23 protein-coding genes and 1 pseudogene are annotated in these 24,206 nt (G+C 59.9%); 6 read left to right on the top strand and 18 right to left on the bottom strand.

Going from position 1 to position 24,206, the window contains the following annotated elements; genetic code table 11:
- Nucleotides 1-119 precede the first annotated feature (119 nt).
- The 11 genes from ACZ9BB_RS22835 to ACZ9BB_RS22785 all read right to left on the bottom strand — a co-directional run bounded on the left by ACZ9BB_RS22835 (nucleotide 120) and on the right by ACZ9BB_RS22785 (nucleotide 11,799).
- Nucleotides 120-764, bottom strand: coding sequence for a methionine ABC transporter permease (locus tag ACZ9BB_RS22835; protein WP_008068675.1), 645 nt, complete (start codon nucleotides 762-764; stop codon nucleotides 120-122).
- Nucleotides 754-1,875: a methionine ABC transporter ATP-binding protein gene (locus ACZ9BB_RS22830; RefSeq protein WP_476216429.1), complete on the bottom strand. Its 1,122-nt coding sequence runs from the start codon at nucleotides 1,873-1,875 to the stop codon at nucleotides 754-756. The genes ACZ9BB_RS22835 and ACZ9BB_RS22830 overlap by 11 nt, the downstream gene beginning before the upstream one ends.
- Nucleotides 1,876-1,877: 2 nt before the next feature.
- Entirely contained in the window at nucleotides 1,878-2,687 is an 810-nt protein-coding gene (locus ACZ9BB_RS22825; RefSeq protein ID WP_476216427.1) for a MetQ/NlpA family ABC transporter substrate-binding protein, read from the bottom strand.
- 189 nt (nucleotides 2,688-2,876) lie between these two features.
- A complete protein-coding gene (locus tag ACZ9BB_RS22820; RefSeq protein ID WP_476216425.1) occupies nucleotides 2,877-4,235 on the bottom strand; it encodes an LLM class flavin-dependent oxidoreductase in 1,359 nt (452 codons plus the stop codon).
- On the bottom strand, nucleotides 4,235-5,428 hold the full coding sequence (locus ACZ9BB_RS22815) for an SfnB family sulfur acquisition oxidoreductase (protein WP_476216423.1): 1,194 nt from the start codon (nucleotides 5,426-5,428) through the stop codon (nucleotides 4,235-4,237). Before ACZ9BB_RS22815 ends, ACZ9BB_RS22820 begins: the two co-directional genes overlap by 1 nt.
- A gap of 23 nt (nucleotides 5,429-5,451) precedes the next feature.
- Entirely contained in the window at nucleotides 5,452-6,693 is a 1,242-nt protein-coding gene (locus ACZ9BB_RS22810; protein ID WP_476216421.1) for an SfnB family sulfur acquisition oxidoreductase, read from the bottom strand.
- A gap of 395 nt (nucleotides 6,694-7,088) precedes the next feature.
- A complete protein-coding gene (locus ACZ9BB_RS22805; RefSeq protein WP_476216419.1) occupies nucleotides 7,089-7,847 on the bottom strand; it encodes a hypothetical protein in 759 nt (252 codons plus the stop codon).
- Between the two features lie 506 nt (nucleotides 7,848-8,353).
- Nucleotides 8,354-9,103, bottom strand: coding sequence for an L-cystine ABC transporter ATP-binding protein TcyN (gene tcyN, locus ACZ9BB_RS22800; protein WP_476216417.1), 750 nt, complete (start codon nucleotides 9,101-9,103; stop codon nucleotides 8,354-8,356).
- A gap of 4 nt (nucleotides 9,104-9,107) precedes the next feature.
- Nucleotides 9,108-9,773, bottom strand: coding sequence for a cystine ABC transporter permease (tcyL, locus tag ACZ9BB_RS22795; RefSeq protein WP_476216415.1), 666 nt, complete (start codon nucleotides 9,771-9,773; stop codon nucleotides 9,108-9,110).
- A complete protein-coding gene (gene tcyJ, locus ACZ9BB_RS22790; protein WP_476216413.1) occupies nucleotides 9,773-10,567 on the bottom strand; it encodes a cystine ABC transporter substrate-binding protein in 795 nt (264 codons plus the stop codon). Before tcyJ ends, tcyL begins: the two co-directional genes overlap by 1 nt.
- A gap of 239 nt (nucleotides 10,568-10,806) precedes the next feature.
- Nucleotides 10,807-11,799 carry a D-cysteine desulfhydrase gene (locus tag ACZ9BB_RS22785; RefSeq protein ID WP_476216411.1) on the bottom strand — a complete coding sequence of 331 codons (993 nt, stop codon included), beginning with the start codon at nucleotides 11,797-11,799 and terminating at the stop codon, nucleotides 10,807-10,809.
- A 190-nt stretch (nucleotides 11,800-11,989) separates the two neighbouring features.
- On the opposite strand from ACZ9BB_RS22785, the gene epsC reads away from it, so the two are divergent.
- Entirely contained in the window at nucleotides 11,990-12,916 is a 927-nt protein-coding gene (gene epsC / locus ACZ9BB_RS22780) for a serine O-acetyltransferase EpsC (RefSeq protein WP_476216410.1), read from the top strand.
- A 382-nt stretch (nucleotides 12,917-13,298) separates the two neighbouring features.
- Complete coding sequence (gene betT / locus ACZ9BB_RS22775; RefSeq protein WP_476218392.1) at nucleotides 13,299-15,254, top strand: choline transporter BetT; 1,956 nt, start codon at nucleotides 13,299-13,301, stop codon at nucleotides 15,252-15,254.
- Nucleotides 15,255-15,271: 17 nt separating this feature from the next.
- Here the strand turns inward: betT and ACZ9BB_RS22770 are convergent, their stop codons facing one another.
- The 3 genes from ACZ9BB_RS22770 to ACZ9BB_RS22760 form a co-directional block, all read right to left on the bottom strand.
- Nucleotides 15,272-15,529, bottom strand: a complete 258-nt coding sequence (locus ACZ9BB_RS22770) for a hypothetical protein (RefSeq protein ID WP_476216408.1) — start codon at nucleotides 15,527-15,529, stop codon at nucleotides 15,272-15,274.
- Between the two features lie 140 nt (nucleotides 15,530-15,669).
- Nucleotides 15,670-16,557, bottom strand: a complete 888-nt coding sequence (locus ACZ9BB_RS22765; RefSeq protein ID WP_476216406.1) for an SDR family oxidoreductase — start codon at nucleotides 16,555-16,557, stop codon at nucleotides 15,670-15,672.
- Nucleotides 16,558-16,597: 40 nt separating this feature from the next.
- Nucleotides 16,598-17,338 carry an SDR family oxidoreductase gene (locus tag ACZ9BB_RS22760; RefSeq protein ID WP_476216404.1) on the bottom strand — a complete coding sequence of 247 codons (741 nt, stop codon included), beginning with the start codon at nucleotides 17,336-17,338 and terminating at the stop codon, nucleotides 16,598-16,600.
- Between the two features lie 125 nt (nucleotides 17,339-17,463).
- Between ACZ9BB_RS22760 and ACZ9BB_RS22755 the strand changes: the two genes are divergently transcribed.
- The 4 genes and pseudogenes from ACZ9BB_RS22755 (at nucleotide 17,464) to mgrA (ending at nucleotide 20,328) form a co-directional block, all read left to right on the top strand.
- On the top strand, nucleotides 17,464-18,354 hold the full coding sequence (locus ACZ9BB_RS22755) for a LysR family transcriptional regulator (protein WP_476216402.1): 891 nt from the start codon (nucleotides 17,464-17,466) through the stop codon (nucleotides 18,352-18,354).
- Between the two features lie 128 nt (nucleotides 18,355-18,482).
- Nucleotides 18,483-18,664 (top strand): annotated as a pseudogene (locus ACZ9BB_RS22750) (type II toxin-antitoxin system HicA family toxin).
- Complete coding sequence (locus ACZ9BB_RS22745; RefSeq protein WP_008005174.1) at nucleotides 18,661-19,125, top strand: type II toxin-antitoxin system HicB family antitoxin; 465 nt, start codon at nucleotides 18,661-18,663, stop codon at nucleotides 19,123-19,125. Before ACZ9BB_RS22750 ends, ACZ9BB_RS22745 begins: the two are co-directional and overlap by 4 nt.
- Nucleotides 19,126-19,290: 165 nt before the next feature.
- Nucleotides 19,291-20,328, top strand: a complete 1,038-nt coding sequence (mgrA, locus tag ACZ9BB_RS22740) for an L-glyceraldehyde 3-phosphate reductase (RefSeq protein WP_476216400.1) — start codon at nucleotides 19,291-19,293, stop codon at nucleotides 20,326-20,328.
- A gap of 66 nt (nucleotides 20,329-20,394) precedes the next feature.
- Here mgrA and tauD read toward each other — a convergent pair whose 3' ends face one another.
- The 4 genes from tauD to tauA form a co-directional block, all read right to left on the bottom strand.
- Nucleotides 20,395-21,237: a taurine dioxygenase gene (gene tauD, locus ACZ9BB_RS22735; RefSeq protein WP_476216399.1), complete on the bottom strand. Its 843-nt coding sequence runs from the start codon at nucleotides 21,235-21,237 to the stop codon at nucleotides 20,395-20,397.
- Nucleotides 21,238-21,413: 176 nt separating this feature from the next.
- Entirely contained in the window at nucleotides 21,414-22,250 is an 837-nt protein-coding gene (tauC, locus tag ACZ9BB_RS22730) for a taurine ABC transporter permease TauC (RefSeq protein ID WP_476216397.1), read from the bottom strand.
- Nucleotides 22,247-23,041: a taurine ABC transporter ATP-binding subunit gene (tauB, locus tag ACZ9BB_RS22725; protein WP_476216396.1), complete on the bottom strand. Its 795-nt coding sequence runs from the start codon at nucleotides 23,039-23,041 to the stop codon at nucleotides 22,247-22,249. The genes tauC and tauB overlap by 4 nt, the downstream gene beginning before the upstream one ends.
- A gap of 16 nt (nucleotides 23,042-23,057) precedes the next feature.
- Nucleotides 23,058-24,035 (bottom strand): taurine ABC transporter substrate-binding protein, encoded by a 978-nt coding sequence (tauA, locus tag ACZ9BB_RS22720; protein WP_476216394.1) that lies wholly within the window; start codon nucleotides 24,033-24,035, stop codon nucleotides 23,058-23,060.
- Nucleotides 24,036-24,206: the final 171 nt, after the last annotated feature.

The following is a 24,206-nucleotide window of genomic DNA, read 5'->3' as shown; positions in this document are numbered from 1 at the left end:
AGACCCCAAACCATTCAATCAGGTGTGTCAGAAAAAACCGGTAGACAGGTTTTGTGATTGCTGCGCAATCGAGCGGGAGCAAGCTCCCTCGCCACAAAAGCCTGCGACCTCCACCGCCTTCAACGCTTGTTCAACCCCCGAGCCAACCGATCCCCACCCAACTGAATCACCGCCACCAACACCACCAGCAACACAATCACCGTCAACATGATCTGGCTATCAAACCGCTGATACCCATACCGATAAGCAATGTCCCCCAACCCACCGGCCCCAATCGCTCCGGCCATGGCCGAGGAGTTGATCATCGTCACCAACGTAATGGTGAAACCCCCGACAATCCCCGGCAGCGCCTCGGGCAACAGCACATGCCAGACGATATGCCAGCGTCGGCAGCCCATCGCTTGCGCCGCTTCGATCAACCCGTGGTCGACCTCGCGCAAACTGACCTCGGCAATGCGCGCAAAGAACGGCGTGGCGGCGATGGTCAGCGGCACCACGGCAGCCCACACGCCATACGTAGTGCCGACAATCAGCCGGGTGAACGGAATCAGCGCCACCATCAAAATCAGAAACGGAATCGAGCGAAACAGGTTCACGAATGCACCCAATGCGCGGTTTAACGCCGGTGCTGCGTAGATCCCGCCCTTGGAACTGGTGACCAGAATCACCGCCAGCGGAATGCCCGCCAGTAACGCGATCAACGACGACACACCCACCATCAAAAACGTGTCGATAAAACCCTGAAGCAACCGATCAAACCACATAACCCAGCACCTCAACCTGTTGTGCCCAGTTGCCGGCGCGCTGACGCAATTCTTCCGCACCGAGGGACGAGCCGGTCACCGCCAGCAGCAATTGCCCGAGCGCATGCCCCTGAATCCGTTCCACGCCCCCTTGCAGCAAGCGCACGCGACCACCGAGGGCGCTGAACAGCGCCGCCAGGTCTGGCTCGTCGCTCGCGCTGCCGGTGAATTGCAAACGCAGCACCACGGCAGCATCTGAAGACTGCGGCTGCGCCCGCAAGCGGCTTTGCAGTTCTTCCGGCAGGGCGTGTTGCAACGGCGCAAGCAAGGTCTTGCTGACCTCATGTTGCGGGTTGCCAAAGACTTCCCAGACCGGCCCTTGCTCGACGATTCGCCCGTGTTCCAGCACCACGACCCGATCACAGATATCGCGGATCACCGCCATCTCGTGGGTGATCAGCACGATGGTCAGGCCCAGGCGCTGATTGATCTCGCGCAGCAGGCCGAGGATCGATTGCGTGGTTTCCGGATCCAGCGCCGAAGTCGCCTCGTCGCACAGCAGAATCTCGGGATCGTGGACCAGTGCGCGGGCGATGCCGACGCGTTGTTTCTGTCCGCCGGAAAGCTGCGCCGGATAAGACTTGTGCTTGCCTTGCAGACCGACCAGTTCCAGCAGCTCGCGAACTTTCTGCTCGCGCGTCTCCTTGGGCACACCGGCGACTTTCAGCGGCAATTCGACGTTCTGCCAAACCGTCTTGGCCGACATCAAATTGAAGTGCTGGAAGATCATGCCGATCCGCCGCCGCAGCGCCACTAAGCGGTCTTCATCGAACTCGCCGATGTCCACCTGATCGATCAGCACTCGCCCGCTGCTCGGTTGCTCGAGGCGGTTGATGGTGCGGATCAGCGACGACTTGCCGGCGCCGCTGCGACCGATGATGCCGAACACTTCACCGCGTTGGATCGCCAGGTCGATGCCGTGCAAGGCCGCCACCGGACCTTGCTGGCCGTTGTAGGTTTTGCCCAGGCTGATGAAGCGCACATGGGCGCGATTCAGGTCCGGGTGCAGTTCGGTTTGTATGGCGCTGTGTGGCTCCGGAAGTTCCAGTCGCCGTTGGAAAGCGGCCGTCATGCTCAGCTTTCCCAACCGGCTTGATAGAGCTTGCCGTGGGCCTTATCCAGCGCCGCGCGAACGGCCGGTGAATGCTGGTAGATGTCGACGAATTTGATCAGGCGTGGGTCGGTTTTGCTTTTCGGCTGGATCACGAACTGGATCACGTATTCCTTGTGATCGAGACCATCGAACAGCAGCGCGGAACTGGCATCGAAGGTCTTCGACAGACGGATGTAGGCCGGGTAACCCTGAACCAGATCGGCATCGTCATAAGCGCGTACCAGTTGCACGGCTTCGACCTGGAGGATTTTGATGTGCTTCGGGTTGGCGATGATGTCTTCTTCGGTGGCCTTGTAGCCGACCCCCGGTTTGAGCGTGATCAGCCCGGCCTTGGCCAACAGTTGCAGGCCGCGACCGCTGTTGATCGGATCGTTGGCGATGGCCACGCTGGCGCCTTCGGGCAACTCGTCGAAGCTTTTGTATTTCTTCGAGTAGAGGCCGACGTTGTTGATGATGCCCGGGGCGAACGGCACCAGGTCAAAACCGGCGGCGGCCTTGGCGTTTTCCAGGAACGGGATGTGCTGGAAATAATTCACGTCGATGTCACCCGAGGCGAGGCTGACGTTGGGGGCGATCCAGTCGCTGAATTCCACCAGTTCGACTTTCAGGCCTTGTTTGGAGGCTTCTTCTACTGCCGCTTCCAGGGGAATGGCGAAGGCGGCGGTTGTGCCGACCTTCAGCGGCGCGTCGGCGGCAAAGGTGACGGAGCTGAAGAGGCCGAGGGCCAGGGCCAGTGCTTTGACTGGGTGGGTTAAGAGTTTTTTGGTCATGATGGTTATTCCAGTCAATTGTTTAATGTGCATGCTTTTGTGGCGAGGGAGCTTGCTCCCGCTGGGCTGCGAAGCGGCCCCAAAACCATTCAATGAGGTGTGTCAGGTAAAACCGTTCCGCAGGTTTGCGACTGCTGCGCAGCCGAACGGGGCGATGCGGCGTTCCGACAAGCCCCCTCGCCACAGGGATCAGCGGCGGAACGCAGAGCCCGTATGTTGTTCAGGCAAATGAGCTTGGCCATGAAACAGCTTTTCCCGCAGGCTGCCGTCGTCGTAAGCGGTCTTGTACGACCCTCGGCGCTGTAACTCCGGGATCACCAGTTCGATGAAGTCCACATAGCTTTCCGGGGTGACGATCCGTGTCAGGTTGAAGCCGTCCAGGCCGGTTTCGGCGATCCATGATTCCAGCTCATCCGCCACCTGCTGCGGCGAGCCGACCACGGTGATGTAGCGGCCACCAAGGGCGTGTTGTTCCAGCAGCTTGCGGCGGGTCCAGTCGTTGTTTTGCAGGTTCTTGGTGGCGGACTGGATGGCGTTGCTCTTCACGTACTGGATTGGTTCGTCGAGTTCGTACTCGGAAAAATCGATCCCGGTGGAGGCCGAAAAGTGCGCCACGCCGGCCTCGGCGCTGGCGTAGCTCAGGTACTCGGCGTGCTTGGCCCAGGCCAGCTCTTCGGTGGCGCCGACAATCACATTCAGGCCCATGAACACCTTGATGTCCCAGGGCTTGCGCCCGGCCTCGACGGCGCTGGCGCGCACCTTGTCCACCTGAACTTTGGTCGACGGTTTGTTCTGACCGCTGATGAACACGCACTCGGCGTGGCGCCCGGCGAACAACAAACCGCGATCAGAACTGCCGGCCTGGAACAGCACCGGCGTGCGTTGCGGCGATGGTTCGCAGAGGTGATAGCCCTCGACCTGATAGAACTCGCCCTTGTGCTCGACCTTGTGCACTTTGTCTGGCTGGGCGTAGATCCGTTGCTCGCGGTCGTTGAGTACCGCGCCGTTTTCCCAACTGCCTTCCCAGAGTTTGTAGAGCACTTGCAGGTACTCGTCGGCCTGGTCGTAGCGCCGATCGTGTTCCACCTGTTCGCTGAGGCCCATGGCCTTGGCGGCGCTGTCCAGATAGCCGGTGACGATGTTCCAGCCGACCCGTCCACGGCTCAAATGATCAAGCGTCGACATACGCCGGGCGAACAGATACGGCGGTTCGTAGGTCAGGTTGGCAGTGAGGCCGAAGCCGAGGTTTTTGGTGACCGCAGCCATGGCCGAGACCAGCAGCAGCGGGTCGTTGACCGGCAACTGGATCGACTCTTTGAGCGGCACGTCCACCGAGTTTTGATAGACGTCGTACACGCCGACGATGTCGGCGATGAACAAACCGTCGAACAGTCCGCGTTCCAGCAGCCGCGCCAAATCAGTCCAGTACTCGATCGTCTTGTACTGGGTCGAGGTGTCCCGCGGATGCGTCCACAGGCCATGGTTGATGTGCCCGATGCAGTTCATGTTGAAGGCATTGAGCAGGATTTTCTTTTTGCCACCAGCCATCAGATGGTCCCCCGCAGCGGCGGGTTTTCATCGTTGAGGTAGTAATTGCCGATGGCGTGATATTTCCAGCGCACCGGGTCGTGCAGGGTATGCACCCGGGCATTGCGCCAGTGGCGATCCAGGCCGTGTTCGGCCAGGGTCGCCTGGCTGCCTGCCAGTTCGAACAGTGTGCTGCCGGCGGCGAGGGAAATGTCGGTGCTGATGGCGCGGGCTTCGGCAACCGCAATCGATGCCGCGGCGACGGTCTCGGCATTGGTGTCGGCCTGGGCCTGGTCGAGGAATTCGCCGGAGCGCTCCAGCAAGGCCTCGGTTGCGTGCAGACGAATACTCAAGTGGCCGAAGCTCTTGATGGTCAGCGGGTCTTCGGTGGCTTTTTCATGAGTGGCGTCGATCCACGGCCGGGTCTTGGTGCGCACAAAATGCAGTACATCTTCGTAAGCGGCGCGGGCGATGCCGGTATCGATGGCGGCATGGAGAATCTGCGCCAGCGGGCCCACGGTAGTCGGGCGCTCGAACGCGCTTTGAAACGGGATCACGTCCTCGGCGGCGACGTAGACATCCTCGAACACCACCGAACCGCTGCCGGTGGTGCGCTGGCCGAAACCGCTCCAGTCGTCGATCACCGTCAGCCCTTTGCTGTTGCGCGGGACGAACGCCAATTGCTGCACACCGTTTTCGTCCACCACTGACGTGGGGATGCGCTGGGCGTAAATCGCGCCGGTGGCGTAGAACTTGCGACCGTTGATGCGGTAGCCGTTGCCATTGCGAGTCAGGCTGGTGACGCGATCATGGGCGGTTTTTGTGCCCAGTTCCGCGAGTGCATTGCCGAAGCGCTGGCCGGCCAACACTTCGGCGTAGAGACGTTTTTTCTGCTCATCGGTGCCGTTCACACGCAGCACTTCGAGGGCATAAAAATGGTTTTGCGGAATTTGCCCGAGGGAGCCATCAGCCTGGGCGATCAGCGCGATCACCTTGGCCAGGGTGACGTTGGAAACCCCAGCGCCGCCGTATTCTTTTGGCACGCTGATGCCCCAAAGACCCGAGCGGGAAAATACTTCCAGCTCCGGGTGCGGTAAACGACGTTCGCGGTCGCGCAGGGCGCTGTCGCGTTTGAAATCGTCGGCCAGGTCACTGGCGACGATCAGGGCTTGCTCATCGCTGGTAATGACCGCGACGGGGTGAGAAAGAGTCATGTGTTTCTCCAGATGTCTGGTCGTCAGATCCAGGAATGCCGCGCAGGCAAGGTTTCATTGAGGTGGTAAGCGCCAACCGCGTGATACTTCCAGCGCACCGGGTCGTGCAGCGTGTGCACCCGGGCGTTGCGCCAATGGCGGTCGAGGTTGAATTCGGCGAGGGTGGCGCGGCTGCCGGCCAGTTCGAAGAGTTTTTCACTGGCCAGCAGCGAGATCTCGGTGGTCAGTACTTTGGCTTCCGCCACGGCAATCGAGGCGCGTGCAGCGGACTCGGCGGTGAGCGGCGCGGCGCTGACCTGATCGAGTACTTGCCCGGCCTTGCGCAGCAGCGCTTCGGCGGCATGCAATTCGATTTTCAACTTGCCGATATCAGCGATCACGTAGAGGTCGTCGCTGGCCCGTTCGACTTTGGCGTCGACCCACGGCCGCGCGCGCTTTTGCACGAACTCGATGGCGTCATCGATGGCGCCCCGGGCGATGCCGGCGTCGATGGCCGCTTGAATCAGTTGCGACACGGCGCCCTGAATATTCGGGCTGTCGTTGATCTTCCAGTTATCCACCACCAGCTCGGCGTCGACCCGCACGTTGTTGAGCAAGACAGTGCCGCTGGCGGTGGTGCGCTGGCCGAAACCCGACCAGTCATCAACGATGCGCAGCCCTGGTGTACCGCGACGGACGAAGGCCAGCACTTGCTTGCCGTCGTCGTTCAACGCCTTGACGGCCACCCAGTGGGCGAACAGTGCGCCGGTGGAATAGAACTTCTGCCCATTGATGACGAAGCCATCGCCGTCGGCGCTGATCCGCGCCTTGAGTTCCAGGGTGTTTTTGGTTCCGCGCTCTGGCCCCGCGTTACCGATCCGCCAGCCTTCGAGCACGCTTTTGAACAGCTGCTTTTTCTGCGACTCGGTGGCGCTGCCGAGTATCAGGTTGAGAATCCCGAATTGGTTCTGCGGGATTTGCCCCAACGCCGGGTCGGCCGCGGAAATGATCGCGAACACCGAGGCCAGGGTGACGAATGAAACCTGCGGGCCACCGTACTCACGCGGGATGGAAATACTGCCCAGACCGCTGTGGGTGAACTGCTCGATTTCCGACCACGGCAACTTGCGTTGCTGGTCACGTTTGGCTGCTTGCAGGCGGGCGACTTGCGCCAGCTCATGGGCCGCCTTGATGGCTTGTGCGTCGTTGCGCAAGACCTGCGCGGGCAACAACAATGGGGCGATGTCCAGATCACTCTGGACGATTGCATCTGCCAGATTGGACATCAGTGCCGCTCCTTGGCTGCACGCAATGCCCTGGCGATTTGCACTGGGGTGATTGTGTTCCGGACCATACCTACCTCACATCTCATGAAAGCGCCGCAAGCGTTGCGGCGAACGAAAAACACGAATGTCCGGTGGTCCGGTGTATATACCCTAAACGTGCATAAATAATTAATAAACTAACTTTTAGGAATATATATAGAAGGGTGGCATCGCCCAGGTGGTCGGAGCCCTTGTGGCGAGGGAGCTTGCTCCCGCTCGGCTGCGCAGCAGTCGCAAAATCGGCCAGCACGATTCAATGGCGCAAACCGTGCCGGGTTTTGGGGGGCGCTTCGCACCCCAGCGGGAGCAAGCTCCCTCGCCACAAAGAGTCCTCATGTCTGTTGCCACAGGGACTTTCACCTATTGCGAGGTTCCGCGGCTTTGAGCGCTTCTTTCGGCGGCACTTTCAGGTAGGGGGTGGCGCAGCCGATCTTCAATGTGCGGGCCGGCGCCCAGCGCGAGTTGTTACCCACCCGGTCGAGAATGCAGTACGTCACTTCCAGTCGAAGGTCTTCGCCGGCTTCGAGAATGATCGCCGGTGGCACCCAGACCTGAATCGGCTGGCCCACATCGCACGCCTTGAGTTTGGGCAGGTCCATGCGCACATCGCCCCAGCGCAGGGTGATTTCATCGTCGGCGGCCATGTTCAGGTACGGCTCGATGGTCAAGGGAACACCGCGCTTGACCTGGTTTGCGTTGACCCCCTGACGGCGAATGGTTTCGGGGATGAACACCGGTGCCAGGCTCTGGTTTTCCTCATCGCAAAGGGGCAGGCCGCCGGGGCAATCAAGTTTGATCTGGACGCGCGCCGCCGGTGATACCGCTGGCCCTTGCCCGACCTGCATGATCTTGTAATGGATGCGTGCAGAACCATTGGCAATGAAGCTTTCCGGCACCCGCAAACTCACCGCTTTGCCACCGTGGTCGGCAGTCAGCACGCGGGAGGCGACGTAGCAGTTGTTCCAGAACAGCTCGATCAGGTCGCCTTCGTCCATGCCGGGGTAGGGCGGCACCTCGATCATGAGATGAGCGGCCGAGGTGATGTTGATACCGGCCTTGTGGCTTTGTGCCAGGCTCGGCGCTACAAGTTCGGGTTTGTTCGATGTGCTTGTCATGGGGGTTTCTCCTTGAAGCCTTGCCGCGAAGTCCGTTTCTGAAAGTTCGAAAGGCGTGAATTACCAAGCAACAAAACGATTCACTGTTGGTGCGTTTAAATAATGATTGAGTGTGATGTCTGGCACTTGTTGGAGACTAGATAAGAGTGCGTTCGAATAGGTGTCAATAGCGTTGATTGGTTAAAGGTTGGTTCTTCGGTTATTCAGAAATTTCCTACGCAGTGTAGTTAATAAACCCCATTGCTCTGTCGAATTTAGTCCAGAATTTGTTGGGTTTTACGTCTCGGAAGCAGCGATCCATTGACCATGAAAGGCGCAGGGATGTTATGGGTTTCAGGAGAAATGAATCTGTTGCAGGACATATATATGTACCGCATGGGAGGGTAGGGTGTTATCTATGATTCGAGCGAATCAAGTAAACCGTTGATGGCGACTATAAGATTTTATAAGGCGGAATAAATGTCACTTCCATCCATGGAAGTTGACAACTTTCGAGTGGGGCAGTACTAGGCGTTATTCAGGAACTTGCTGAGAAACTGCTGGGTCCGCTCTTCTTTCGGGTTGGCAAACAGCGCCTTGGCTTCGCCCTGTTCGACGATCACACCCTTGTCGAAAAACACCACGCGGTTGGCCACGTCCCGGGCAAAGCCCATTTCGTGGGTGACGATCACCATGGTGCGTTTCTCCTCGGCCAGGCCGCGAATGGTCGCCAACACTTCGCCCACCAGTTCCGGGTCCAGGGCTGATGTCGGTTCATCGAACAGGATCACTTCCGGTTCCATCGCCAGCGCCCGGGCAATCGCCACGCGCTGTTGCTGACCGCCGGAGAGGCGCCGCGGGTACGCGTCTTCCTTGCCCGCCAGGCCGACCTTGGCCAACAGCTTTTTACCCAGGGCAATGGCGTCGGCCCGTGGAATTTTTTTCACCACGATCGGGCCTTCGATGACGTTTTCCAGGGCTGTGCGATGGGGGAACAGATTGAAGTTCTGGAACACGAAACCCACATGCTGGCGCAAGCGTCGCACCAGGCTCTGCTGCTGGCTCAGGGGGCGGCTGCCATCGATCTCGATGTCGCCGACCTTGATCCGGCCGCTGGTGGGTTCTTCCAGAAAATTCAGGCAACGCAGGAACGTGGTCTTGCCCGAGCCGCTGGGGCCGATGATTGCCACTACCTCGCCTTCCTTCACCTGCAGATCGATGCCGTTGAGCACCACCTGACCCTTGAACTGCTTTGTCAGTTTTTCCACGACGATCATTGGGTCAGGACTCCAGGTCGTGCCGATTGACCCGCGCTTCCAACTGATTCTGCAGGTGCGACAGTACAGTCGCCAGAACCCAGTAGATCAGCGCGGCGGCCAGATACATGGTGAAAATTTCGAAGGTGCGGGCGGTGATCAGCTGCGCCTGACGGAACAGTTCCGGCACCTGAATGGTGGCCGCCAGCGCGGTGTCCTTGACCAGCGAAATGAAGCTGTTGCCCAACGGTGGCAGGGCCGTGCGCATCGCTTGCGGCAGGATGGCCCGGCGCAGGGTTTGCGCACGGGTCATACCGATACTGGCGGCGGCTTCCCACTGGCCGCGCTCGATGGAGCTGATCGCGGCACGCAGGATTTCGCAGGCGTAGGCAGCCATGTTCAACGAGAAGCCGATCAGGGCTGCCGGCAGCGGATCAAGTTCGACGCCCAGTTGCGGCAAGCCGTAATAGATCACGAACAGTTGCACCAGCAACGGCGTGCCGCGAAAGAACGACACGTAGATGCGGGCGATCCAGCTCACCAGTTTGAAGCGCGACAGGCGCATCAATGCCAGGCCGAAGCCCATCAGCAGGCCGAAAAACATCCCGCCCAGGCTCAAGATGACTGTGTAGTACGCGCCCTTGAGCAGAAAGGGCGCGGAGTCCAGTGCGAGTTGGAAAGCTTCTCCCATTATTGAGTGACGTCAGCGCTGAAGTACTTTTCCGAAAGCTTTTTCAGCGTACCGTCGGCACGCAGCTTGTCGATGGCTTTGTTCACAGCGGCCAGCAGCTCAGGCTCGCCTTTGCGCAGGGCAATACCGGCTTCCTGGCGGGAGAACGCTTCGCCGGCGGCGGCAGTGTCCTTGGCCTTCCTGGCGTATTCCAGCGCGGCGAGGCGGTCGATCAGAATGGCGTCGATGCGGCCGACGCGCAGATCCTGGAACTTGCTCGGGTCATCTTCGTAGGTGCGGACGTCAGCCTTAGGCACATTCTCTTTCACCCACTGCTCGTAGTTGGTGCCCAGGCCTACGCCGACTTTCTTGCCGGCCAGATCGGCGGCGGTCTTGATGGTGTCTTTGTTTTTGGTCAGGGTCAGCGCCTGAATCCCGGAAACGGTGTAAGGCGTGGAGAAGTCGTACTTCTTCTTGCGCTCTTCGGTGATGGTCACCTGGTTGATCACCGCGTCCAGACGCTTGGATTCCAACGCAGCGAGGATGCCTTCCCATTTGGTCGGCTGCAGTTTGACCTTCACGCCCAGCTCTTTGGCCAAGGCTTCGGAGAACTCGACTTCGAAGCCGCTCAGTTTGCCGGCCTCGTCGACGAAGCTGAACGGTGGATAAGTGCCTTCCAGACCGACGTTGATCACGCCAGCGTCCTTGATTTTTTGCAGTTGCTCACCGGCCACTGCCTGCCCGAGCAGGCCGGCGCTCAGCGCCAGGCCCAGTGAACCCACCAGCAGATTTCGACGTAATACGGAAAAATTCATGACAAGCCCCTGTGTTTTCTTATGGAAGACGCTTAAGGAAAGTTGGCAAATTCGGGATTTGAACGACTGCGATATCCTGCCTTAAAGCAGCTTATGCGTCTTGCTGCAAATTCGCCTGCGGCGCGACTATATGACGAGATTTTTAGATTGGAAAATAATAAATATTAAGTTTGTTATTCTTTAATTATATATTGCAGGGCGATACCGGACCTTGGCACAGAAAGCTGTCCGCAGCGTGCTCAAAACACCGAGGTATAAGCAAACAACGCCGGCGCCCCACCGGTGTGCAGGAAGATGATCGGGCCGTCGTTGAAGCGCTGGCGGCCGATGCCGTCGAGCAAACCGGCCATGGCCTTGCCGGTATACACCGGATCCAGCAGCAACCCTTCCTGACTCGCCAGCAGCTTTACCGCTGCCAGCGTCCCGGCATTCGGTTCGCCGTAACGCGGGCCGAAATATTCGTCCCACAGTTCGATTTTGAAACTCGCCGGCAGGCCCACGCCTAGCAACTCGGCAGTGCGCTCGGCGAGGCCTTGGACTTTCGGTCGTTGATCTTCATCGCTACGGGAAACGGTCACGCCGATCACTGGCAAATCCGGCAGAACTTCGCTCAATGCCAGCGCCAGGCCGCTGTGGGTGCCGGCACTGCCCGAGGCCAGAACCACGGCGGCGAATGGCAGCCCGGTGTCCTTGATCTGCTCGGCCAGCTCCAGGCCTGCACGCACATAACCCAAAGCACCCAAGGCATTGGAGCCACCAATCGGCACCAGATACGGTTTCTTGCCATTGCTGCGCAGACGCGCGGCCAGCGCTTCCAATTGTTGGTCGGCATTGTCGAGGTTTTCGACCAGCTCGACCTTGGCGTCGAACAGATCCAGCAACAGCCGATTGCCGTTGCCGACATAGTTGCTGTCGTCGGTGCCGAGGGGATTTTCCAGCAGGGCCACGCAGCCCAGGCCAAGCTTGGCCGCAATGGCAGCAGTCTGGCGTACGTGGTTGGACTGGATCGCGCCAGCGGTGATCAACGTATCGGCGCCCTGGGCCAAGGCATCGGCGGCCAGGTACTCAAGTTTGCGCAGCTTGTTGCCACCCAATGCCAATGGCGTCAGGTCATCGCGTTTGACGTACACATCGCGCCCCAGCCAGGTCGACAGGCGTTCGAGTTTTTCCAGGGGAGTAGGGTGGCCGAGCAGGTCGAGGCGGTTAAAGCGGGCAAGTTGTTGTTTGATCATGGGTCCGTACTGGCGGAGGAAGATGTCAGGACTATAGGCACGGGTATTTAGTCGGGCAACTGCCAATCGCTTATAGCCAAAAGTGTTGTTCCCAGCACTATTGGTTCTTAATTCGGCTGCAAGCGGTTGCCGTAAAGTAATCGCCGTTGACGCGGCCAGACCGTCCGGCCGCCCGTGAGGAGTTTTTACCGTGAGCGAGCGTTCCAGCCATTGGCAATTGCAGACCATCGTCAGCCAACTGCGTACGGCGCGCGACCAGTGGCGCGCACAAAACGGCCGCGCCAGCGGCGAGCAGGGCGGTCGCGAGTTGCCGTCCCGAGCGGCCATGGCGGACATTCTCGAAGCCTTATGCGGTGCGTTGTTCCCGATGCGATTGGGGCCAGTGGATTTGCGCGAGGAGAGTGAAGACTTCTACGTCGGCCACACGCTGGACGTGGCACTGAACGCGTTGCTGGCGCAGGCGCGGCTCGAACTGCGTTATGCCGCTCGCCACAGTGCCGAGGCCGCCACTGAAGTCGAAGCCAAGACCATTCAGATCATTCAGGACTTCGCCCTCGCTTTGCCGGGGCTGCGCACTCTGCTGGACACCGACGTGCTGGCGGCCTATCACGGCGACCCGGCGGCTCGCAGTGTCGATGAAGTATTGCTCTGCTACCCGGGGATTCTGGCGGTGATCCACCATCGCCTGGCTCACCATTTGTACCGCGCCGGGTTGCCGTTGCTGGCGCGGATCAGCGCGGAAATCGCCCACTCGGCCACCGGTATCGACATCCATCCGGGGGCGCAGATCGGTCGCAGCTTCTTCATCGATCATGGGACGGGCGTGGTGATCGGCGAGACTGCGATCATTGGTGAGCGCGTGCGGATTTATCAGGCGGTCACCCTCGGCGCCAAGCGCTTTCCGGCGGACGAAGACGGCCAGTTGCAGAAGGGCCATCCGCGGCATCCGATCGTTGAGGACGACGTGGTGATCTATGCCGGGGCGACGATTCTGGGGCGGATCACCATCGGCAAGGGCTCGACCATCGGCGGCAACGTCTGGCTGACCCGCAGCGTGCCGGCGGGATGCAACCTGACCCAGGCGAATCTGCAGCATGATGATGGGACGCAGAAGTAATCGATAGCGCATTGCGCTTTTGTGGCGAGGGAGCTTGCTCCCGCTCGGTTGCGTAGCAACCGCCAATACAGACAACGCCGTTTATCCATATGAATGGGGGCACGATTTTTGGGGGCCGCTTCGCGGCCCAACGGGAGCAAGCTCCCTCGCCACAGCCCTTCCCTGAGCCTGCGTACGAAAATACCGCCGAGCCCTGCGATTAGTCCTTAGCCCCCTATCCATGTTTAACTTGACCGTTCATTCAAGTTAAACCGGTGGTTCGCTGCCCGCTCACAACAGGAGGCTTGCCTTTGCTGAGTCCGATTTATACAGCCACGTTTTCCCCCCTCGAGATGCACCTTTCATGAGTGCATCGTCCATCCCCGCAAGCGGCCTGGTCCGCATGAATCCGCCGGTGTTTTATTTCGCGGCGACCTTCATTTTGTTGTTCGCCGTCGTGGTCATGGCGATACCCGAACAGGCCGGTGCCTGGCTTCTGGAAGCGCAAAACTGGGCGGCCAATACGGTCGGCTGGTACTACATGCTCGCGATGACGCTGTATCTGGTCTTCGTGGTGGTCACCGCCTTGTCCGGCTACGGCAAGATCAAGCTCGGTGCCGACCACGACGAACCCGAATTCAGCTACTTGTCCTGGGCCGGCATGCTGTTCGCCGCCGGGATCAGCATCACGCTGTTTTTCTTTTGCGTGTCTGAACCGCTGACGCACTTGGCGCAACCACCGCAAGGCGAGGCCGGCACGGCGGATGCGGCGCGTCAGGCGATGCAGATTCTGTTTCTGCACTGGGGTCTGCACGGGTGGGGCGTGTTCGCGTTCGTCGGCATGGCGCTGGCCTATTTCGCCTATCGACATAACCTGCCGCTGGCCCTGCGTTCGGCGCTGTACCCGCTGATCGGCAAGCGCATCAACGGCCCCATCGGCTACGCGGTGGACGGCTTCGGCATCATCGCCACGGTATTCGGCCTCGGTGCCGACATGGGCTTTGGCGTATTGCACCTCAACTCAGGGCTCGACTACCTGTTCGGCATCGCCCATACCCAATGGGTTCAGGTCGGGCTGATCACGCTGATGATGGGCGCGGCGATCATCGTCGCGGTGTCCGGCGTCGACAAGGGCGTGCGAGTGATGTCCGACATCAACATGCTGTTGGCCTGTGCGCTGCTGCTGTTCGTATTGTTCGCCGGCCCCACTCAGCACTTGCTCAATACGCTGATCCAGAACCTGGGCGATTACCTCGGCGCCTTGCCGATGAAGAGTTTCGACCTCTACGCCTATGACAAACCCAGCGACTGGCTGGGCGGCTGGACGGTGTTCTACTGGGCCTGGTGGATTGCATGGGCGCCGTTCGTGGGCCTGTTCATCGCGCGGATTTCCCGGGGCCGGACCATCCGTGAATTCGTCTTCGGCGTGCTGCTGATCCCGCTGGGTTTCACCCTGGCGTGGATGTCGATCTTCGGCAACAGCGCCATCGATCAGGTCCTCAACCACGGCATGAGCGCGCTCGGTATGTCGGCCATCGATAATCCGTCGATGACCCTGTACCTGCTGCTGGAAACCTACCCGTGGAGCAAAACCGTGATCGCGGTGACGGTGTTCATCAGCTTCGTGTTCTTTGTGACATCCGCCGACTCGGGCACTGTGGTGTTGTCGACCTTGTCCGCCAAGGGCGGTAATCCCGATGAAGACGGGCCGAAATGGCTGCGAGTGTTCTGGGGCGCGATGACGGCGCTGGTGACCAGCGCGCTGTTGTTCTCCGGCAGCATCGACGCCTTGAAGTCAGCGGTGGTGCTGACCTCGTTGCCGTTCTCGATGATTTTGCTGCTGATGATGTGGGGGCTGCACAAGGCGTTTTATCTGGAATCGCAGAAGCAGATCGCGCAATTGCATTCCCTCGCGCCAGTGTCCGGATCGCGGCGCGGCGGTTGGCGTCAGCGCTTGAGTCAGGCGGTGCATTTCCCGTCTCGTGATGAGGTCTATCGCTTCCTTGATACGACGGTGCGCCCGGCGATTGAAGAAGTGACCTCCGTGTTTGTCGAGAAGGGCCTGCACGTGGTCACTCAGCCCGATCCGGCCAATGACAACGTCAGCCTGGAAATCGGTCATGGCGAACTGCATCCGTTCATCTATCAGGTGCAGATGCGCGGTTACTTCACGCCGTCCTTCGCCCGTGGCGGCATGGGCTCCAAGCAACTCAACAACCGCCGTTACCACCGCGCCGAAGTGCATTTGCGCGAGGGCAGCCAGGACTACGATCTGGTGGGCTACACCAAGGAGCAGGTCATCAACGACATCCTCGACCAGTACGAACGCCATATGCAGTTCCTGCACCTGGTGCGTTGATCGAGCACCGGTGGCGCTCAGGCGTTGCTCATCGCCATGAACAACACCAGCGCCGCCACCGGCACGCCGAACACCGCGCTACCCACCACCAGTTCCGTACTCAACGGCTGGCCGGCGTTGACCATGCCGACCGCGCCGTTGATCAAGGTCAACGCCAGCCATAGCACGACAAAACTGTAGGCCAGGGTCTGGCGGGAGAAACCGATTTTCTCGCCGATAAACAGCATCAGTGCCAGCAGGACCAGGCCGAAGAAGATGATGATCGCGGTGTGCATGGTGAGTTTCTCCCTTCAGATGTGCGTTGTCCTTGAGGCTGCCTTCGCGGGCAAGCCTCGCCCCTACGGATTCGCGTCGATTACGGGATTGCCGTCCGACACAATCCCTGTAGGAGCGAGGCTTGCCCGCGAAGGCGTCCTTACAGATTCACACTAAGCAAATCATCAATACCAATCCGCTTGGCGAAATCCACCCGAACCCGCTCCGCTACCTCCAGCACTTGTGCCGCGCCATCCCCGACAAAGTCGATCACCGACCGGGCCGGCCGTGAACCCTGCGCCAGGCCGACAATCCGCACGATGTCATCGGCCACTGCTTGTGGATCGGCATCCTCCGGTGTCAACGCGCTCAAACGTTCGCCCACTTTATCCATTACCCCGTCATATCGAGCATAGGCGTCGCTGCGTGCTACGTCGGCCGGTTTGCCCGCGCTCGGGAAATGATCAGTGCCGCGCGTGAACGCCCCGGGCACCACAATCGAGGTTTCAATGCCAAAGCGCGTCAATTCGTAGGACATGCTCACCGCCAGGGAGTCCATCGCCGCTTTCGCCGCCGCGTATGGCCCCATGAACGGTGGGAAACCGCCCTTGGTCGTGGTGCTGCTGATCCACAGCACTAATCCTGAAGCCTGGGCCCGCATCTGTGGCAACACCGCACGACTGACTCGTTGGGCGCCGTAGAAATTGGTGTCGAAGACTTTCATGATTTCTTCGGCGGTGAAGGCCTCGGTCGGGCCGATCACCAAGTGCCCGGCGTTCTGCATCACTACGTCCAGGCGACCTTGCTGCTCGACGATGGTTGCGACCGCGGCGTCCGCCGAATCTTGCGACAACACGTCCAGTTCCAGCGGGTATAGCTCAACATTTTGCTCTTTGGCCCAGAGGCGAATGCCCTCGGCCCGTGCAGCGTTGCGACCGTTCACGTCACGCATGCTGGCGTAAACGATGTGCCCGGCCTGGGCGAGGGACTCTGCGGCGAGCTTGCCGATACCGGTACCGGCGCCGGTGATGAGAATGACGTTTTTCATGAGCTTCACCTTAATCTCGGATATTCGGAAAAGTTGAGGTTTAAACCAACCCGCCATTGACCCGCAGGATTTGCCCGTTGACCCAGGCCGAATCGGGGCCGACCAGGAAGGACACGACGCGGGAGATGTCTTCTGGTTGCGCCAGGCGTTCGAGCGGCGCCATCTTGGCGAAGTTCTGGATCTGCTCTTCGCTCTTGCCATGCAGGAACAGGTCGGTGGCGACCGGGCCAGGAGCCACGGCGTTGACGGTGATGTTGCGACCGCGCATTTCCTTGGCGAACACCTGGGTCAGGGACTCCACCGCCGCTTTGCTGGCGATGTACACCGCGTAGCCCGGCAGGTTCATGCCAACGGTGCTGCTGGAGAAGTTGATGATCCGGCCACCGCTGTTCAGGCGGGTTGCCGCTTCACGCAGGGTGTTGAAGGTGCCGCGAGCGTGGATGTTGAAGTTCTGGTCGAACAGTTCATCGCTGTGTTGCGCCAGTGGCAGAACCTTGAGGATGCCCGCGTTGTTGACCAGCACGTCGATCTTGCCCAGTTGGGTTTCGGTCTCGTCGAACAGCTGGCGTACATCATCGGCATTGGCCACATCGGCCTTGATCGCTATGACGCGGTGGCCGGCCTGACGCAGTTCCACAACCAGTTTTGAGGCTTCAGTGGCGCTGCTGGCGTAGTTGATGGCGACGGCGAAACCTTCGCTGGCCAGTTGTTTGGCAATCACAGCGCCGATGCCGCGGGAGGCGCCGGTCACGATGGCAACTTTCGAAGTTTGAGTAGTCATGGCGTTGATTCCTTGGAGTGGCTTGGGTGTGGAGTCAATTTCACATGTTTACTCAGGTCGATAAATGCACGAGAGTTGCCTTGACTATTCAATAATCGCCAACAATCGAGCGCCAGGAGTGACCCGTGGACCAAGTCAAAGCGATGAAGGTGTTCGTGCGGATCTACGAGCGCAGCAGCTTCACCCTGGCGGCCGATGACCTGAACCTGCCGCGGGCGACCCTGACTCACACGCTGAACCAGTTCGAAGCCTGGCTCGGCACCCGTTTATTGGAGCGCAGCACCCGCAAGGTGCGTCCGACCCTGGATGGCGAGGCGTATTACCTGCGTTGCGTGCAGTTGCTGGCGGAACTGGAAGAAGCCGAACTGGCATTTCGCGGCGTGGCGCCGAAGGGCCGATTGCGAGTGGATTTGCACGGCACGTTGGCCAAACACTTCGTGATCCCGGCATTGCCGCAATTCATGGCGCGCTACCCGGATATCGAGTTGTCCATCAGCGAAGCTGACCGCTTCGTCGACCTGATCGCCGAAGGCGTTGATTGCGTGTTGCGCGCAGGCACCTTGGGCGACTCGGCGCTGATCGGAAAACGTGTCGCCAACTTGCGCCAGATCACCTGCGCCAGCCCCGCCTACCTGCGCAAATACGGCGAACCGAAAAGCCTCGACGACCTGAGCCGCCACCGCGCGGTGAACTACGTTTCGCGCACCACCGCCAAGTTGTTCCCGTTCGAATTCATGGTCGATGGCGAACTCAAGGAAGTGGCCATCGATGGCGCGCTGTCAGTGTTCGGTGCGGAAATTTACGCGGCCTCGGCGATTGCCGGGTTGGGGCTGATCCAGTGCCCGCATTACCGAATGGCAACGCAGATTTCCCAAGGGCTGGTGCAGGAAGTCCTGGTCGACACACCACCGCCGCCGATGCCGGTTTCGGTGCTGTATCCACACAACCGACACATGTCGCCACGGGTTCGGGTGTTTGTGGATTGGTTGGGGGAAGTGTTTGCGGGCGCCCGGTAACCGATGGTCTGCGGGCAATCCGGCCTGCTTGTGTTCGGCTAATATTTATCAGAGTGTGTATCGTGTGTATTTAGGGTGTGATCATCGCGTAGTGTGCTCAGCAGATGCTGCCCACAAGGACGAAGGTGATGCGAAGTCGGGAAATGATCAGGATGATCGAGGAGGATGGTTGGTATCTGGTGGCGTGAAAGGTAGCCATCATCAGTACGAGCATTCGTGCAAGTCAGGCAGGGTGACGATAAAACACCCTGATTCGGATCTTCCAAAAGGAACGATCAACAGCATATTGAAACAGGCGGGTCTGAAATGAGGCCCGACATCGGAAACGAGAGCCTCGAAGGGGCCACATCACAGGAAGGACTCATCGAAATGAAATTCCCGGTCGTTCTGCACAAGGATGCCGACTCAGAATACGGAGTGATTATCCCGGACGTGCCGGGGTGCTTCTCCGCGGGCGCTACTGTGGCGCAGGCATTTGAAAACGTGAAAGAAGCGTTGGCTTTGCACTACGAAGGTCTGGTCGCCGATGGTGATCCACTTCCGCAGGTGCGTGAGATTGACGCTCATCTGGATAACCCTGATTACGCTGGCGGCGTGTGGGGTGTGGTCGAATTCGATATCACGCCTTATTTCGGCAAGTCGGTGCGCTTCAATGCCACGCTCCCTGAGCAATTGCTTGAGCGTATCGACCAGACGGTCAGACGAGATCAGCGATACAGCTCAAGATCTGGTTTTTTGGCGGCTGCCGCGTTGCGTGAGTTGTCGGCGTAAACGTTGGGAGTGGATATCGGCGCTATGCGGTGGGTCAGATTTAATAATCTGTGAAACGTTTCAGCAATTAGTCGAATCCGGGGTTTTCTGACGTTTATCTGGGCGTATGCTGGGCCGCTCGCAAAGCAGTCGATACCCCATTCAAGACGGACAAGAGAGGATTCGATGACCTACACCGCTGCCGAAAACCGCTACGGCTCCATCCCTTATCGCCGCGTTGGTCGCAGCGGGCTGGTGCTGCCGGCACTGTCCCTGGGCCTGTGGCACAACTTCGGTGACAGCACGCCGATAGACACCCAACGCTCATTGTTGCGTACAGCGTTCGACCTGGGCATCAACCACTTCGACCTGGCCAACAACTACGGCCCGCCCTATGGCAGCGCCGAGATCAACTTCGGCCGTTTGCTGCGTGAAGACTTCAAGCAGTACCGCGACGAGTTGATCATCTCCAGCAAGGCCGGTTGGGACATGTGGGCCGGCCCGTACGGTCAGGGCGGCGGTTCACGCAAGTACGTGCTGGCCAGCCTCGACCAGAGCCTGCAACGCCTGGGCCTCGACTACGTGGACATCTTCTATTCCCATCGCTTCGACCCGGACACGCCACTGGAAGAAACCGCCAGCGCCCTGGCCTCCGCCGTGCAGCAGGGCAAGGCGCTGTACATCGGCATCTCGTCCTATTCCGGGGTGAAAACCCGTGAAATCGCCGGGTTGCTGAAAGAGTGGAAAGTCCCGCTGCTGATCCACCAACCGGCCTATAACCTGCTCAACCGCTGGGTGGAAAAGGACCTGCTGGATACCACCGATGAACTCGGTACCGGCGTGATCGCCTTCACGCCGTTGGCTCAAGGGCTGTTGACCGACAAGTACCTTAATGGCGTGCCAGCGGATGCGCGGGTCAACCGTCCGGGCGGTGATTCGTTACAGGCGTCTCACCTGTCCGAAGCCAACATCGCCCATGTGCGGGCGCTCAATGAAATTGCCAAACGCCGAGGTCAGAGCCTGGCGCAGTTGGCGCTGGCCTGGACCCTGCGCGACCCACGAGTGACCTCGGCGCTGATCGGTGCGAGCCGGCCGGAGCAGATTGTCGAGAACGTCGGGGCGTTGAAGAACCTGAGCTTTAGCGTGGAAGAACTGGCGGAGATTGATCGATTTGCCCAAGAGGGCGGGATCAATTTGTGGGAGAAGCCTTCGACGGCGGAGTAAGTGTTCGGTGCCCATCGCGGGCTTGCACCGCGATGGGGCCAACAATGTCAGTACAAAACTGGCTGATCACCGGAAAAACGGCACATCCCCCAACACCGTCGCCCGCTGCATCACCCGCCGCGCCGGGCGGTAATCATCTACTGCGTAATGCTGGGTCACGCGGTTGTCCCAGAACGCGATGTCGTCTTTCTGCCAGCGCCAGCGGATGGTGAATTCCGGCCGTGTGGCGTGGGCGAACAAGAATTTCAGAATCGCCTCGCTTTCCGTCTCCGACAACTCATTGATCTTCGATGTGAACCCTTCATTGACGAACAACGACCGGCGCCCGCTCACCGGATGCGTGCGAATCACCGGATGCGACAACGGCGGATTCTTGCGCCGCGCTTCTTCCCACTGCGCCAGGGCTTCGGGTGTATTGCCATAGCGCTCCAGCGGGAACGAACGGGTGAAATCGTGGGTAGCGGTCAGCCCTTCGAGCAAGGCTTTCATCGGCGCGGACAACGCTTCATACGCGGCAATGCCGCTGGCCCACAGCGTGTCGCCGCCAAATTCGGGCAGCAGTTTGGCGCTGAGTACCGCGCCCATGGCCGGGGTTGGCAGGAAGGTTACGTCGGTGTGCCAGATCGCATTGTCCCGCACGTCGGTGACGGCGGTGTCGAGGATCAATACTTCGGGTTGTTCCGGCACGTTCGGGTAGATCGGGTGAATATGCAGGTCGCCGAAATAGGCGGCGAAGCGTGCTTGCTGTCGCGGGTCAATTGGCTGGTTACGGAAAAACAGCACCTGATACTTGAGCAACGCCTGCTCGATGGCGTCGCGTTGTTCCGCATTCAGCGGCTGGCTGATGTCGATGCCGCTGATTTGCGCGCCGAGGGCGCAGCTGAGAGGGACGATGGTCAAGTTACTCATGGTGGTTCTCTTCAATCCGGGATGCCGACTGTGGGAGCGACCTGTGGCGAGGGGGCTTGCCCCCGTTTGAGTGCGTAGCACTCACAAGATCTTTGGTATATCAGAAATTTAAGGGCTGCTTCGCAACCCAACGGGGGCAAGCCCCCTCGCCACACAGGCTCCCACAGGTTGAATATTCAGTGAGCCTGGCCATGCCATGGCACCAGTTTGCGTTGCAGCGCACGCAAGCCCATTTCCATGGCGAAGGCGATCAGCGCGATCACCAGAATCCCCAGCACCACCACATCGGTGACCAGGAATTGCGCGGCCGACTGCACCATGAAGCCCAAACCGCTGGTGGCGGCGATCAACTCGGCGGCAACCAGCGTCGACCAACCCACACCCAGGCCAATGCGCACACCGGTCAAAATGTCCGGCAAGGCACTGGGCAGAATCACATGCCGAATCAACTGTGCGCGGGTCGCACCCAGCGACTGCGCGGCGCGTAATTTCGCCGGGTCGACGGTGCGCACGCCAGTGGCGGTGGCAATCGCGATCGGGGCGAAGATCGCCAGATAGATCAACAAAACTTTCGACAACTCACCGATGCCGCACCAGATCACGATCAGCGGCAGATAAGCCAGCGGTGGAATCGGGCGGTAAAACTCGATCAGCGGATCGAGAATGCCGCGAGCGATGCGATTGTGGCCGATGGCAATGCCCACCGGCACGGCGGTCAGCACCGCGAAGCCCAGGCCCAGGCCAATACGGCTGAGGCTTGCGCCCAAATGCTGCCACAAGGTCGAATCCATGTAGCCGCTGGTCACCAGCAGCCAGCCTTTTTGCAGTACGGCGGAGGGCGGCGGCAGAAACAGCGGTTCGATCAACCCCGTGGCAGTGACGGCCCACCAAATGGCAACGAGAGCGACCAGTGTCAGAACGCTGATCCAGCGCGTGTTCAAACTGCGACGCAGCGCAATCGCTGTCGAACCCGGCTTCACCGTCGCGGCGGGAATTTCATAGCTACTGCTCATGCGCGCTCCTGTCGCTGGACGGTGCTGCGTTGGGAGAACACTTTGGCGAGCACGTGTTCGCGGGTTTCGATAAAACGCGGATCGGATTTGATTGCCCGTGCCGACTCGCCAGCGGCGTAACGCTGACCGAAGTCCAGGCTCAGGCGCTCGACGATTTGCCCGGGGTTCGGGGCGAGCAGAATCAGATCCGTGGCGAGGAACACCGCTTCTTCAATGTCGTGGGTAATCAGGAACACCGGTTTGGCGGTGCGCTGCCAGACTTGCAGCAGCAGCTCCTGCATCTGTTCGCGGGTGAAGGCATCGAGCGCACCGAAGGGCTCATCCATGAGCAAAACCCGAGGGTCTGCTGCGAGGGCGCGAGCGAGGCCGACACGTTGCTTCTGCCCGCCCGATAGCTGCCAGATTCGGCGATTTTCGAAACCGCAAAGGTCCACCAGCGCGAGCATTTCCCGGGCACGGATTTCGCGTTTATCCCGGGCGACACCAGCCAGTTCCAGACCGAAGCCGACGTTGGCCAGCACGTCCTGCCAAGGCAGCAGGGCGTCGTCCTGAAACACCACGCCGCGCTCGGCGCTCGGGCCTTTGACCGGCATACCGTCAAGGGTGATGCGCCCGGAACTGGGTTCGACGAAACCGGCAATCAGGTTCAACAGCGAGGTCTTGCCACTGCCGGACGGGCCGAGGGCAACCAGCAATTGCCGGGGCCCCAGGCTCAAGGAAATATCCGCCAGCACAGGTTCCGCTGCACCGGGGTACTGTGCGCTGATGCGCTCCAGATGAAGCAAAGCCATCGCGGTTAACTCCCGATCAATTGGTGATGTACTTGGCGCTGACGTACGGCGCGTAATCGGGCAGCACAGCCTCGACCTTGCCCTGTTCCTTGAGGAACACCGCGGTGTCGGTGATGGCTTTGGTGGTCGGCGCGCCGAGGGTGATCACCTGATCAGCCGCCAGCGGGTACACGTTGCCTTGCAGCAGCAACGGAATGTCGCTGGCCTTGGCACCGGAGAGTTTCACCAGTTTGTCGACGTTACTTTGGTTGGCCAGCCAGGCTTTTGGGTCTTTGCGGTAGTCGGCATAGGCATCGAGGGTCACTTTGGCGAACGCGGTGACGATTTCCGGGTGCTTCTCGGCGAAATCCTTACGCACGATCCAGGCGTCGAAGGTCGGCGCGCCGAACTTGGCCAGTTCGCCGGAAGTGATCAACACTTTGCCGTTTTCCTTGGCCACTCCGAGGGCCGGGTCCCATACATAGGTGGCGTCGATATCACCGCGTTTCCAGGCCGCGATGATCGCCGGTGGAGCGAGGTTGAGCACGGTGACTTTCGATGGGTCGATGTTCCAGTGTTTCAGCGCGGCCAGCAGGCTGTAGTGGCCGGTGGAAACGAACGGTACGGCGATTTTCTTGCCGATCAGGTCTTGTGGGGTCTTGATCCCGGAACCGTCGCGCGCGACCAGCGCTTCGGCGGCACCGATCTGGGTGGCGATGAGAAAGGTCTCCACCGGAACTTTGCGGGTGATTGCAGCGGTCAGGGGGCTGGAACCGAGGTAACCGATCTGCACGTCGCCGGAAGCGATGGCGGCGATGATGTCGGCCCCACTGTCGAATTTGCGCCAGTTGATGTTGGCCTTGGTGGCCTTTTCGTAAGTGCCGTCGGCCTGGGCAACCTTGGCCGGGTCAACGGTGGTCTGGTAGGCAACGGTCACGTCTGCCGCCTGAGCCAGGAAACTCGCCGCAGCCAGAGACGCGGCTGCCAGGAGGCGAAGAGGGGAAGTCAGTTTCATCGGGAAGCTCCTTGTCAGACGACCGAGTGTCGGCGTGAAAGGAGACTAAATGATATAAGAACTTGGAAATAAATAACTTTTTAGAATTAACTTATGAGCGGAAAATTCTAAGGGAGAATAGTCGTGTATTGCTTTTGTGGCGAGGGAGCTTGCTCCCGCTGGAGGCCGAAG

It is taken from the genome of Pseudomonas sp. TE3552 (genome assembly GCF_056278945.1).
This window is presented reverse-complemented; position numbering and strand designations above follow the sequence as displayed.